This window comes from Rubripirellula lacrimiformis (assembly GCF_007741535.1).
GTDB lineage: Bacteria > Planctomycetota > Planctomycetia > Pirellulales > Pirellulaceae > Rubripirellula > Rubripirellula lacrimiformis.
In genome coordinates, this window is sequence record NZ_CP036525.1 from 620,561 (window position 1) to 633,373 (window position 12,813).

The following is a 12,813-nucleotide window of genomic DNA, read 5'->3' on the forward strand; positions in this document are numbered from 1 at the left end:
GTCCACCACGACACGCATTTCCCGTGCGTTGCTAAGCCGTCGGATGTCCCCATCGGTCGGATTGTTGGTTGGGTGGCGTGACCATGGATTCGGCGGTGTCGATGTGTGCAGTCAAAGCGGTGATGTAGGCCGCCCGTTCTTCGTCGCTGTTGAATTGCAGCGGTCGCTGAGTCCGCAAATCCAGCATGGATTGCATATGATGCGATTCCATGAATCGCGTCAGCCCGTCCAGCAGGTTACGAATGACGTTGGGACCTTCGCGGTAGATCGCCGAGGTGACCATCGCGACATCGGCTCCCGACAGCAGCGTCTTGATCAAGTGATCGGCATGACCGATGCCACCGCTAGCAGCTAACGGCATCGCCGGGCAATAGCTGTGGACTTGCATCAACATGTCCAACGATTCGGGTTCTTCGTCCGAACGGGTCAAACGCCATCGGCTGGCCAATTTTAGCGTGTCCAAACATAGGTCCACCGTCGGGGCGCGGCCGTGCAGCACCAACCCGGATGCTCCGGAAAGCAACTGACGGGCGACGTGCGGGATGCTGGTGAAGTTGCGGCTGACTTTGACGAACAGGGGAATCTGAATCGCTGCGTTGATATCACGGACCGCATCCCGAATGGTCGCCTCGATTTCGCCCGAACTTTCGTAATCCTCTGCGCGGCCATGGTGCACGTTCAATTCGATCGCCGCGGCGCCAGCAGCTTGCAGTTCGCCAGCAAAGTCCATCCAGCCGCCTGCGGTGAACCCATTCAAACTGGCGATGATCGGGATGTCTTGCAGCGTGCTTGCTCGGTTGACCAGTGCCAGATACGAGTCCGCGTCAGGGCAGGCCCAGTTGTGTTTGGTGCGTTGCGAATTGGCCATGATCGTCTTTTCATGATCCGTCACTGGGCGGCCAATCTTCAGACTCCAAGGTATCACCTGTTCTTCAAACAGTGACGGCAAGACGATTGCACCGGCGCCCGCGTTCTGCATCGCCAATCGAGTGTGCTCGTTCATCGACATCGGGCAAGCACCGACAATGACGGGCGAAGCTAAGCGTAGGCCGCCAAAGTTTGTGTTCAGCTGAAAGGGCATGACGAGATTCCTTGATCGGAGAAGAATAGGGGAGGTTAAAGCTGATCGGCGATTTGGTTTGATTGGGGGATTTCGATGACATGCTCGCGTTCGGAATCCGAAAGCGGCTGTTGATGGGACAGTTGATATTGAAGAACGCTTGGATCGGCATCCGAAGCGTCATCGCCGCGGGCGGACCGATCGGCAACACGTTGGAAAAGCGTTCGTCGATCGCTGCGGCAATCCAGGATCGCAAAGTCAACGCCCTGCCTTCGAGCCAGATCGTGAAATCGGTTGCGGTCGGCCTGCTTTAGAAACGTTGCGTCGATGATGACGCTGTAGCCGGCTTGCAAGATCGGGCCTGTCAGATCGATCAGCCTTGCGTAAGTCCGGGCGTTGGCATCATCCGAGTACATGGTCGTGGCCAGTTCGGCGGATGGCCGTTCGGTCGGGGAAAGCCCGAACAGGCGTTTGCGTTCGACGTCGCTGCGAAGCCGAAACGCGTCGTGACGTTGAACCACGAATTCGCTGAGCGTCGTTTTTCCGCTGCCACTGACGCCATGGGTGATCCACAACCGCGGCGCTTCACGCAACGTAAATCGGTAGGCGAGATCGACATGATCCGACAGGTCGTCGGCGTCGGATCGCATCGACGCCGCCAATGCTCGTACCAGCGATCGGTAAAACAAAAAAAGTCGCAGCAAGTTGGGCGACCCATAATCGCCCGTCTGTTCCAGATAGGCGTTCAGGAAAGACCGAGACAGGTCGAGATGCCCTCTGGCAGCTAGGTCCATCGCCAAGAAAGTGGCGTCGCTTAACACGTCGATCCAGCGAAGCTGATCGTTGAATTCGATTCCGTCAAATGGCACCAGCGAATTTTGCCAAAGGACGACGTTGTCCAGATGAAGATCGCCGTGGCATTCGCGAATGAAGCCACCGTCGACCCGATCGGTGAGTTCCTGCAGATGGCGTGCGAAGAAATCGTTGGACCAGGTGTGCAGTCCTTTTAACGTGGCTTTGGTTTTGGAATCCGCTGTGGTTTCCAGCGTGGCAATGATTTGATGGACATTCTTGACGATGAAATCTGGCCACTGGGATGCAACGGCGTCCCCGCAAACGCTGGCGTCGCGATGAAACTTGGCGATCACTTGGGCAAGTTGAAAAACTTCTGCGGTGGTCAGTCGGCCGCTGTCGATACGTTCGCTCAACAAATCGCCCGCTGGGAATCGCCGCATTTTGACGGCATATTCGACGGCGTCGCCTTCGCCGCCGATCGCAAACGTGCCACCGACACGATGGATCGGAACGACGCCAAGGTACAAGTCCTGGGCATAGCGGCGATCCAGACGCACTTCTTCTTCGCAAAAATGCTTGCGCTGATGAAGCGTGCTGTAGTCCAAGAAATTTGTCTTGATAGGCTTTTTGATTTTGTAGGCGTATTGGCCAGCCAAGAATACGACCGAAATGTGTGTCTCGTGCACGACGACGTCCCCGCCGACATCATGTGGGTACGCCGCCGGGTTTCGCAGCGCCGCGATCAATGCGTTGGTCGTGATCGAGTCGTCGGTTTGTGTTTTCATAAGACTTCGACTCTATGAAAAACAACGCCAGCGGGCGCGGGCAGAGTCAATGGGGCACATTTGATTCTAACCGACTCTCCCGCTGACGTTGAAGTTCTGGTTCGGAAAACGCCTGTTCACGAACGCGTCACTTGGCACTCGGTTTTGTCGGCGTGCTGCGGTGTTTCCGCATGTAGGAATGGCATTCGACGCAGCGGACCGTCAACGACACGTAACCCATGGTGGCTCGGTGAATGTCCTTTTCTTTGGCCGCTTCGGCGATCAAGTCGGCGGCGCGTTGGAAATCGCGGCTTTGGGCGGCGTACTCGGGTGTTTGAATCACGTTCCAGCCGGATTCCATGCTTAGTAATCTTAGCGAACGAGCGTTGACGGCGATCTTGTCAAAATCTTCCAACGACAGCCCCTCTAAGATCGCCTTCGATTTGTCCAGCTTCATACGCATTAGGGGCGTCAGCTTCGTGGGCGGATCCGGTGATTCGTTCGAAGACGGTGGATCCGCTTGAAGCGTGGACGCCAAGATTGCCACAACCAGCACGGACGCGAAAATGTTTTTCATAGTTTTCAATCACAGCAAAGGGAGAGGTTCGTCGTCTTCGATCAACAAGGTGTGTGACGCTTCGACGGGCGAAACGAAGCCGTCCGGTTTGAGCGCAAGTAGCGAGCACGTCAGGTCGGGAATGACAGTCTCGGCAGTGTTTCCGATCAGGAATCCTGCGACACCGGTGCGGCATACCGTTCCCATCACCATCAGGTCGGCTTGCACTTCGTCGGCGACGCTACGTATGACCGCGGCCGGGGATCCGTGACGCAGATGCAAGTGCACATCGTCTGCTTCGGCATAAGGTGTTTGCAGCAGTTCGTCCAACGCACTGTGGACCTTGGCTTGGTGATCCTTGCGGATCGAATCGACTGCTTCATCACCCGCGTGACGTCGGATCGAATCTTCCATCCACAATTGCCAGGCCGCGACGACGTGAAGTTGAGCCTTGTCGCGCTGGGCAATCGTATACGCCAGTTCCAGGATCTTGCGATTGAGATCGACGTGCTGTTGATCTTCAGAGTTGACGTCAATCGCTGCTAAGACTTGATCAAAGTCGCCATGAGCCTGGGGTTTCAGCAACCAAACTGGACAGGGGCAGATTCGTAGGATTGATCTGGCGATGCTGCCGAACAGACGGTTGGCGGGGGAACTGCCATCCGCCATTTTGATGACGAGGTCATGTTCATCGTTGATCACCTGCCGTGTGATCTCGGTGGCCGGGTCACCGATCGCGACCACCACGTCCATTGGAACGTTGGCGTTGGAAAAGCTTTCGGCGATTTCCAGCAACCGTCGGCGTCGGTCGGCAGCAACCAGCCGTTCGAGTTCCTCGGGCTTGGCGACGTCGGTCATCATCCCCAACGCTTTGGGGATGGGTTTGACGACATCCATCAACGTTAGCCGAGCCTTGTTTTCGACGGCCAATTCGATCGCTGCTGGGACCGTCGTTTCATGTTGCTCGGTTCCCGCGTAGACAAGAATCTTTTGGAACGCACGCATGGGTCTTTCCCTGGCTATTGGGTTGCTGTTTCAACATGCGATGCATGCTTATCGATTCCGTGAATCATTCGATTGCGAGTGATCCAGACGCTGCAGGGTGCGTGACGCAGCACAAACCGTGTCATGCTGCCCATCAGGATGCGGCCGAGCCGAGTTCGTGGCGTTTCGCCAACGACGATCAAGTCGATATCCTCGGACGTGATGTAACGAATCAACCCTTCGCCGATGTGATCGCTGTGAATCAGTTCGCCCTTCACGTCCGTGGCGACCTTTCGCAATTGATCCACTGCCGCATCGACGAACTTGGTCGACGGACCTTCACGTGGCACGTCGTAGAAACCGAGTTGGTAGGTCACCGAGACGACGCGTAGGTCCGTTTGCCCCGCCCAACCGAATTCAGAGAATTCTTCGAGTGCTGCCTGAGCCGGGCCGTTGTCCTCGTATCCGATCGCGACTCGCAGTCGATGCGTCTTCGCTCGGTCTGGGTTGGGCCGCACGACCAAGACGCTGCACGGTGCATGTGTGGCGACATAGTCGCTGGTGCTGCCCAGCAAGACGCGAGCGATCGCCGATTGTCCGGTCGCGCCGATCACCAGCAGTTCAGGTTGGACTTCCTGCGAGACTAGGATGATGGTTTCGCCCGGATTCCCCTCACGAACGATGTGGTTCAGCGAGACGTTGGCTCCGGCAAAGATCGATTGGATCCTGGCGAAGGCTTCGTCAGCCCTTTTTCGTTCCTGAGCCATACAGGTTTCGAACCAATCGCCTACCAAATAGGTTTTTTGGGTGCCCGGAACGTACAGCACCGAAACAATCGTCAGTTCGATCTTTTCGTCGTGCGGCAGGTGGGCCAGGAACTTGGCTGCGTCTTCGGCGACAGAGGAACCATCGGTCGCCAGCATGATCTTTTTCATCGTGAGTCTCCTTCGTTAAGGGAACTCTTAACGCAGCTACAGTGCCAAGGCGGAAATCGCGTTAAAATCAGCTGTCCTGAGTTGGACAAGTGTGCTCGGATGCACAGGCGTGCGATGGGGCCCGGTTCCGCCGGACGTCGGCATGGTTGTGTTGGATCCGTGGTCGCTGGCACGCACTTTGCGATCAGCATTGGATCGATTCGGCTCCCCTCTTGATTGAAATGACTTTGATGACCGCCACCAATAAACTTTCTGATTCTGCCCGCAAAGCCCAGACTGAAAAGTTCTTTCAACAACTGGAACAGCAAATCCTGCAGCGACTGCGTAACGAGGCCAGCAGCCCACAGGGACGCGAGGAGTTGCTTCGTGCGACGGGGATTCACGACGAGCATCTGCTTGATGAATTGGGCCAACTGGGGGTCACGGCCGATGGCTTGATGGCGCTTCGTTTGTTCCCGCTGGTGTTGGTCGCTTGGGCGGAAGAGAAGGCGGATGAAAGCGAGCGGAATGCCGTCATGACTCAGGCCGTCCGCCTGGGGATTCGCGAAGACACCACCGCGTGGGTTTTGCTGGACCAATGGCTGACCAAACGTCCGCCGGGATTGGGTGTGGATGCCTGGAAGCAATACACCCACGAAGTGTTTTTGACGATGTCGGAAGTGGCTCGGAACAGGCTGATCCAGTTGACGGAGACGCAGATGACCGAAGTCGCCAAGGCGTCCGGCGGACACTTTGGATTCGGCAAGGTATCCAAGAAAGAACAAGCGGTGATCCAACAGATCGTGCTGTCGATGAAAAGATGTTGATCAGGCCATGACTGCACTCGGCGCCTGTTTGGGGGGACGCCGCGTCGGTCGATGCTGGCTTGGTCAGAGGCCGCGATTCATTGGGAATGCCTTAACCGTGGACGCCCCGTTGGCGTTCGTCTTCGTTCCACGCTGGCGTCAATTCGGAATAGGGGGCGTGGCGAGCTTGCGGTTGGTGATAAGCGTTGTGTCGTCGGTAATAGTCTTGGCAATCGTCTTCGCGGCCACGGACGATGCGCAACCCTTTCAACTTGCCAAATTTGGACGTGATGATTGTCCAGCGTCCGTGCGCGTTGGCATCGTCTCGGTAAACAACAACCCAGTCATGGGTGGCGTGTTGCTGATTGGCATTGGCGGTGTGCGAAAACATCGCGGTATAGTGCCGGCCATTGCGCTGGGCATGCACGATGGGCGTCTTTTCGGTATGCACAGAACCGGTTTTGGCCAAGCTGTCGTCGTTGGCGCGTTCACGGTATTCCCGATCGATGTCCAGCAGTTCGTCCACCGAAATCCATTCGTTGGTTGTGTTCGCCGCCACGGACGCAGTGGGTTGATCGGTGCGATGTGCAAGGCAGGCCCGGATGGCTTCGATTCGTTTTCGGCCGATTCCAGGGACGTGTGCGAGTCGGCCGTCGGCGGCAGCTGCCTTCAGTTCCGCAAGCGTTTCGAGGTGCAGATGTTCATGGATTCGGTGGGACAGATGGGGCCCAATGCCAGGCAGTGTTGCGAAGAAATGCTCGGCTTTGGCTTGGCCTCGCAAGCGGTCCAACAGCGGCATTCGTTCGATCCGAAGCGCCGATTCGATCAGGTTTGCAATCGAATGACCGATGGTCGGAAGGGCGACCAGTCCCGGCACGCCATCCTGTTCCAGGGTCTCGCGAATGGGAGCCTGCCGATGGGCGATCGTTTCGGCGGCCGCCCGGTATGCTTGGACACGGAACTCGCTCGCTTTTTGCTCTTCCAATAAATCTGCGATCTCTCGCAACTGACTGGAAATCTTTTGGTTCTCTCGTACACCTTCTATTTGCTCGACCGCAGAGATTGGGTCGCAGGATTCGATGATCACCATGGCTATTTCCTACTGGGTGCGGTGGCCGTATGAATCGCCGGTCTGCTGGGGGACGGCCGGCGTGGGGTCAAAGTAGCTATCGCCTCGTGTCAGCGGGTCGACGTATTCCAGACGCATCGTTCGCTCGGAACCGACGTCGGCCCGTGGCATCGCCGCTTGGAATTCTCGCAGCGTCGTGTGAGGACTGATTTGGATGTGCCTGGCGATGCCATCGACCATGTTGCGAACGACATCGGGGCCCTCGCGATAGACCGCCGAGGTCACCATTGCGACATTGGCGCCCGCAATCATCGCTTTGATCGCATCTTCGCTGGTCGCTACACCGCCGCTGGCAGCGATGGACACGTTCTCGTCACCGGCGCGGACCCGAACGATGCCTTCCAAGATCCCGCCCATTGAATCGGCCGGTGACAGTTCCCATCGAATCGTCCAGTGTTGTCGGTCGGTACACACGTCCCATTGGGGAAGGTGCGTGAACAGCACGATCCCCTTGGCTCCCGCCTGCGTCAATTGACCGGTCATGGACGCAAGATTCGTGTACCGCTGGCTGATCTTTACCGCGACCGGAATGGACACTCGTTCACAAACGTCGCGAATCATGTCAGCCAATCTGGCTTCGATCGCACCGGCCGGTTCTCGGCCTTGGGGAACCCCCGCCTGCAAGTTGAATTCCAGCGCGTCGGCACCGGCTGACTGCAGGTCGCCTGCATACGACAGCCAGTCGCCGGGGGATGATCCGTTCATGCTGGCGATGATCGGCACACCCGCGGTGTCCTTCAAAAGCTGGATCGTCTGCAGGTACGCTTCCACGCCGCCGTTGTAGCGGTCTTGCTGAGGTTGATAGCCGCTGTTTGCGATCGCGCCGAGCGGATCGTCCTGCTTCATTTGGTGATGCACGATTTGTTCCTGAAGCATCGACGGCAGCACGATCGCGCCAGCACCGGCACCCACAAGCTGTCGGACGGTTTCCGGTTCCTTCGTCAATGGGCAGGCTCCCACGACGATCGGTGATGCCAGTTCAAGCCCAAGATAATCGACCGCAAGTTCACCTGACATCACTTAGCTCCGGAAAGAAAAGATTGCATTTGCACCACTCAACGAAAGGCAAACTTCATGCCCCCACCTTTTGTGCCCTCGTTTGCTCCCAGGGGCGCGCCGTTGTGACAAGGTGGACCACCGCGGTGGTCATCCATGGGGCAACGCATCCGGAAACGGACGCATTTCGGGATCGGCACAAACGTTGCCTTTGATCCCTATCGAACGACGGCGGTTGGTTGACCGTCGGACATGCCTTGGACATTTCGACTGAAGCGAAGGAGAAAAATGATGGCGAACACAATGACCAAACGCGGCACTCGCGGATTGTCGCTTCCTGCGATGGAACTGTTTCCCCAATTCCGGTCGATGGAAAACATGATGTCGCGGATGTTCGATGACACCGATGACAGTTGGCTGGGCGGAACTTTGACACCGACTTTGGACGTCTCCGAAACCGATAGCGAAGTGGACGTGAAAATGGACTTGCCCGGTATGAAGCCCGAGCAAATTGACATCCAGGTCCACAACAATGTGCTGAGCATCCGCGGCGAACGATCCGAAGAATCTGAAAAGAAGGGACGCAAGTTCCATCGGGTGGAACGGCGTATCGGCAGCTTTGCAAGATCGGTTTCGCTACCGTCGATCGTTGACGAAGACAATGTCGATGCCAACTACAACGACGGTGTATTGACGATTCGCATGCCAAAAACCAAGGAAGCCCAAGCCAAAAAGATCGCTGTCAACCAGCGTCCATGATCAGGGGATTCCTTTTCGATTCGTGTCGACGCAGTGCCGCCCCGGTGCGGCAGTGCGTCGATCGCCCGCGTTTGCAACATTCCATTTGAACACCTCGTAAAGGAATCTTCCCATGCCTGTTTCCGCTCGACGCCTGATCTCGAACATGCTCGACGACCTGAAAGAAGAACGCGATGAACTGGCTTTGCAGATTCATCTCGGAAAGCAGGACGCGAAAAGCGAACTGAATAGGTTGGGGCAAAAGCTTGACGAACTGGACCAACGCTACCAGCCGTTGAAAAATGCTGTTGAAGAAACAGGCGGAGACGTCTGGGATGCATTGCAGCTTGTCGGCGACGAAGTCAAAGATGGCTTTCACCGCATCCGCAAATCAATCACGTAAATCTGATGTTTTCTGTTCTCGAGGAGCTTTCCATGCGTCGTGTCATCCCACTCGGTTTCTTGGCCGTTTTTGTAGCCGTCTTCACTTCGTCCCATTCCGGTGTTTCCGCAGAGGACGCGGTCGTCGATGGCAAGGGCCAAAAGGTCGTGGTTCACCTTTCGCATTTCACCGATGATCTGCATCGCTGTTTCATGGCGGTCAAAGTCGCCAATCTGATGCAGGAGTACGGTGCCGACGTGACCATGTTCGTTGATTTGGAAGGTGTTCGTATTGCCGAGCGAAGGGAGCATTTGAAGTTCACCTGGGGCGAAGATTCCCCCACGCTTGCGGAGTTGTACGAGAAGTTCGCAGCCGGCGGCGGCAAAGTCATGGTCTGCCCGCACTGCGCCCATTCGGCTCACATCACCGATCCTGGGCTGAAACGAAATGCGGAAATTGCTACGACCGCGATGCTCGGAAAGCTACTGATCGAAGCCGATAAAGTCATGGACTATTGATGCGAATCGGAGTTCTATGCAGCGGTGGTGACGCACCGGGAATGAATGCCTGTCTACGATCGGTCGTCCGTGCGGCGACGTCCGACGGGCACGAAGTGATCGGGATTCGGCGTGGCTATCAGGGGCTGATCGACGAGGATTTCTTTGCCGGCGGAGCGGACTCTGGATGCATGTCGGCACGCAGTGTTTCACACATCCTGGAACGTGGTGGAACGGTTCTGCACTCGTCCCGTTGCCAAGCGTTCACGACGCCGCAAGGATTGCAGACGGCCGCTGCCGCATTGCGACGAAACGGTATCGATGCGTTGATCCCGATTGGCGGTGACGGAACCTTTCGAGGCGCCGTCGCGCTGGGGAAAGTTTGGAGCGGTCAGATCATCGGTTGTCCCGCGACGATCGATAACGACCTGGTCGGAACAGATTTGACGATCGGATTTGCTACTGCTGTCGCAACCGCGGTCGACTGTATCGACAAGCTTCGCGATACCGCCGAAAGCCACGAACGAATGTTCTTGGTCGAAGTCATGGGCCGAAATTCGGGACACCTGGCACTGGCGACCGCATTGGCAGGCAGCGCCGAAATCGCTTGTGTTCCCGAAGTGAATGTCGATGCGGATTCGATCGCCAAACATGTTCGAGAACTACGATCCCTAGGCAAGCAGTCGATCATCATCGTGGTGGCCGAAGGCGATGAACAGGGCGGCGCGGTGGCGCTGAATCAGAAGCTTGCCCAAGCCGGATGTCCCTACGGCACGCGGACCGTGATCCTGGGGCACGTCCAACGCGGTGGTAGCCCGTCGCCACCGGACCGGATCTTAGCGACACGCTTGGGCGATTTCGCGGTGCGATCGCTGGCCGCAGGGGCCACCGGAATGATGGCCGGTGATTCGGCAGGCCGATGTCGGCTGGTGACACTGGCCGAAACGTTCGCCACCCACAAACCGTTGCCGGAACATGAAGTGGAATTGCTGGAACGGATGTCGTGCTGAGTGAAATGGAATCGGGACAACGCAGGTTTTGGTCCCATCGCTAGAAGCGATCAGCACCCATGTTCACAGCGCCCATGTTCACAGCACCGATTCGCAGGCAGACGATTCGTCCGACGACGTGGCATCGGATTTCCCGGTGAACCGGTCTAGCAGTCGGTACAGTTTGCGGCGGTGAATTCCTAGTTTACGAGCCGCGCCAGCCTTGTTCCCCTTTTCCTTCTCCAAGACCTCTAGCACGTGCACGCGGGCGATGTCGTCCAGTTTGAAATCGGGATCACCCAGCATATCCCGGGGATGGGCGGACCGGACTTCGATCGCGGCGGTGGGATCGGTTGGTGTTGCAATGGGGAACGGAGTTGCCGAAGTGTGGCCGAAGCCCACGATTTCAGTGGGCAAATCGTCGAGCGTGATCTCGAACTCGTCTGCCAAGATCGTGGCCCGGTCGATCACGTTGATCAGTTGTCGGATGTTGCCTGGCCACGGATAAGCATTCAACGCTCGCCGAGCGGCATCGTCGATGTGAAACGAGGTTGGCAAAAAGTGGTCGATCAATCGGTTGATGTCGCCTTCACGTTCACGCAGTGGGGGCAACAGGATCGACAACACATTGATGCGATAGAACAAGTCTTCGCGAAAATTGCCATTGTCAACTTCGGTCTGCAGATCACGGTTGGTTGCCGCAATGATGCGCACCTTGACCTTGCGCTGCCGATGGCAACCGACACGGCGAAGCGACCCGTCCTCCAACACCCGCAGTAACTTCGGCTGTAACGACGGCGGCAGTTCGCCGATTTCGTCGATGAACAAGGTTCCGCCATCCGCAATTTCAAACAACCCGGGCTTCTCGGCTGTCGCACCCGTGAAGGATCCTTTTTGGTGTCCGAACAGTTCGCTTTCGACCAAGTTCTCTGGCAATGCAGCGCAGTTGACCGTGACGAACGGCTTGTCGGCGACCCGGCTGGCCTGCTGAATTGCTTGGGCGACGACCTCTTTACCAGTGCCGCTTTCGCCTTGAATCAAGACCGGTTTGTTGGTCGGTGCAACCTTGCCGATCAGCTTTGCGACCTCACGCAGCGATTTCGATTCACCGATCAACTTCGCCGCCGGTCGCACCCGCGAAATGACGGCTTTTAGTTGCTTGTTTTCTTTCTTCAATTCGTGCCGTTCGCGAGCCCGAAAGCAATGATGTTCTAGATCGCCCAACGCACAGGGTTTGCTAAGGAAATCGCAAGCACCCATCTTCATCGCCGAGACCGCCGTTTCGACGGTGCCCTGTCCGGTCAACATGATGACTTCGATGTCGATGTTGTCTTGGTGAACGCGTTGCAGAAGTTCCAGGCCCGACATGCCCGGCATATTCATGTCGAAGACGCCAACGTCGAACGATTCACGCTCTAGCAAGCTCATCGCTTCGGCGGCGTTGGACACATCGGTGACGTCGTGACCTTTGCGGGTCATCCATTTCGCCGATGAACGACGTGAATCTTCCTCGTCGTCGACGAGCAGAAGTTTGATTGGCATATCCGTCATGGGGATTCCTGGAGCAGTGGACTTTTCCATCGCGACAGTGCGATCGGCGTGCCTCTCGGAATTGTCACGGATTTGCGTGCATATCCGCACGCTCGTGCAGCGATGCACCAAGTTTACTCTCTTTCGGTGCTTGCCAGATCCGACCATGCGGGACTGTGATCACGAAATCGCAAAAGCCTGCGAAGGGCTTGGCTTTGCTCGTCGTCGGGGAGCGCCTTCAGGTGGCTCAGCAGCGATCCGCACGCGGCCGCGTGATCGAGGCCGTGGTGCAGCCTGTCTTTCAGGCTCTCAATGGCCGAATCGTCCAAGTTGGCGTCTGGTTTCAATTGGCGTATTTCCACCAATGCATTCAGGATTTCGGCATGTTCCTGGTACAGCTTTCCGGTGTATTCGTCGCCGCGTGATTCGCCGACTTTGGGATACAGGAACGATTCTTCGAACGCGATGTGGGGACCGGCCAATTCGTCCAATCGCTTGGCTTCGCTGGCCGCACCGGTAAAGTCGCGTTCGTCTAACAGCTTCAATAGGCTGACGTAGCCTCGAGTCAAAGTGCGATGGTCTTCGATAAACGCCCGCTGCAACTGTTTCCAAGCCTTGTTCATGGGATGACCTCCTGAGTTGCTTTTTAGGATTGCAAACACCGTTCCTGGCC

The 12,813-nt window shown here is 56.8% G+C and carries 14 protein-coding genes; 5 read left to right on the forward strand and 9 right to left on the reverse strand.

What is annotated here, in order from left to right; all coding sequences use genetic code 11:
• Positions 1-31: 31 nt before the first annotated feature.
• The 5 genes from K227x_RS02185 to K227x_RS02205 all read right to left on the reverse strand — a co-directional run bounded on the left by K227x_RS02185 (position 32) and on the right by K227x_RS02205 (position 5,094).
• On the reverse strand, positions 32-1,081 hold the full coding sequence (locus K227x_RS02185; RefSeq protein ID WP_145167865.1) for a dihydroorotate dehydrogenase-like protein: 1,050 nt from the start codon (positions 1,079-1,081) through the stop codon (positions 32-34).
• A gap of 35 nt (positions 1,082-1,116) precedes the next feature.
• Positions 1,117-2,640 (reverse strand): bifunctional aminoglycoside phosphotransferase/ATP-binding protein, encoded by a 1,524-nt coding sequence (locus tag K227x_RS02190; RefSeq protein ID WP_145167866.1) that lies wholly within the window; start codon positions 2,638-2,640, stop codon positions 1,117-1,119.
• A gap of 127 nt (positions 2,641-2,767) precedes the next feature.
• Positions 2,768-3,196, reverse strand: a complete 429-nt coding sequence (locus K227x_RS02195; RefSeq protein WP_145167867.1) for a hypothetical protein — start codon at positions 3,194-3,196, stop codon at positions 2,768-2,770.
• Positions 3,197-3,205: 9 nt separating this feature from the next.
• Positions 3,206-4,180, reverse strand: coding sequence for a universal stress protein (locus tag K227x_RS02200; RefSeq protein WP_145167868.1), 975 nt, complete (start codon positions 4,178-4,180; stop codon positions 3,206-3,208).
• 14 nt (positions 4,181-4,194) lie between these two features.
• Positions 4,195-5,094: a universal stress protein gene (locus tag K227x_RS02205; protein WP_145167869.1), complete on the reverse strand. Its 900-nt coding sequence runs from the start codon at positions 5,092-5,094 to the stop codon at positions 4,195-4,197.
• A gap of 230 nt (positions 5,095-5,324) precedes the next feature.
• On the opposite strand from K227x_RS02205, the gene K227x_RS02210 reads away from it, so the two are divergent.
• On the forward strand, positions 5,325-5,900 hold the full coding sequence (locus K227x_RS02210) for a hypothetical protein (protein WP_145167870.1): 576 nt from the start codon (positions 5,325-5,327) through the stop codon (positions 5,898-5,900).
• 91 nt (positions 5,901-5,991) lie between these two features.
• On the opposite strand, the gene K227x_RS02215 is transcribed toward K227x_RS02210, so the two are convergent.
• Together K227x_RS02215 and K227x_RS02220 are read right to left on the reverse strand one after the other, a co-directional pair.
• Entirely contained in the window at positions 5,992-6,969 is a 978-nt protein-coding gene (locus K227x_RS02215) for a helix-hairpin-helix domain-containing protein (RefSeq protein WP_145167871.1), read from the reverse strand.
• Positions 6,970-6,978: 9 nt separating this feature from the next.
• Positions 6,979-8,025, reverse strand: a complete 1,047-nt coding sequence (locus K227x_RS02220) for a dihydroorotate dehydrogenase-like protein (RefSeq protein ID WP_145167872.1) — start codon at positions 8,023-8,025, stop codon at positions 6,979-6,981.
• A 267-nt stretch (positions 8,026-8,292) separates the two neighbouring features.
• Between K227x_RS02220 and K227x_RS02225 the strand changes: the two genes are divergently transcribed.
• The 4 genes from K227x_RS02225 to K227x_RS02240 all read left to right on the forward strand — a co-directional run bounded on the left by K227x_RS02225 (position 8,293) and on the right by K227x_RS02240 (position 10,631).
• Positions 8,293-8,763: an Hsp20/alpha crystallin family protein gene (locus K227x_RS02225; RefSeq protein ID WP_218933709.1), complete on the forward strand. Its 471-nt coding sequence runs from the start codon at positions 8,293-8,295 to the stop codon at positions 8,761-8,763.
• A 112-nt stretch (positions 8,764-8,875) separates the two neighbouring features.
• The gene (locus K227x_RS02230) at positions 8,876-9,145 is read left to right on the forward strand and encodes a hypothetical protein (protein WP_145167874.1); all 270 of its coding nucleotides are present in this window, start codon (positions 8,876-8,878) and stop codon (positions 9,143-9,145) included.
• 32 nt (positions 9,146-9,177) lie between these two features.
• A complete protein-coding gene (locus tag K227x_RS02235) occupies positions 9,178-9,642 on the forward strand; it encodes a DsrE family protein (protein ID WP_145167875.1) in 465 nt (154 codons plus the stop codon).
• Positions 9,642-10,631, forward strand: coding sequence for an ATP-dependent 6-phosphofructokinase (locus tag K227x_RS02240; RefSeq protein WP_145167876.1), 990 nt, complete (start codon positions 9,642-9,644; stop codon positions 10,629-10,631). Before K227x_RS02235 ends, K227x_RS02240 begins: the two co-directional genes overlap by 1 nt.
• 78 nt (positions 10,632-10,709) lie before the next feature.
• On the opposite strand, the gene K227x_RS02245 is transcribed toward K227x_RS02240, so the two are convergent.
• Positions 10,710-12,161: a sigma-54-dependent transcriptional regulator gene (locus K227x_RS02245; protein WP_145167877.1), complete on the reverse strand. Its 1,452-nt coding sequence runs from the start codon at positions 12,159-12,161 to the stop codon at positions 10,710-10,712.
• Positions 12,162-12,274: 113 nt separating this feature from the next.
• Positions 12,275-12,763, reverse strand: coding sequence for a hemerythrin domain-containing protein (locus K227x_RS02250; protein WP_218933710.1), 489 nt, complete (start codon positions 12,761-12,763; stop codon positions 12,275-12,277).
• Between the last annotated feature and the right edge of the window lie 50 nt (positions 12,764-12,813).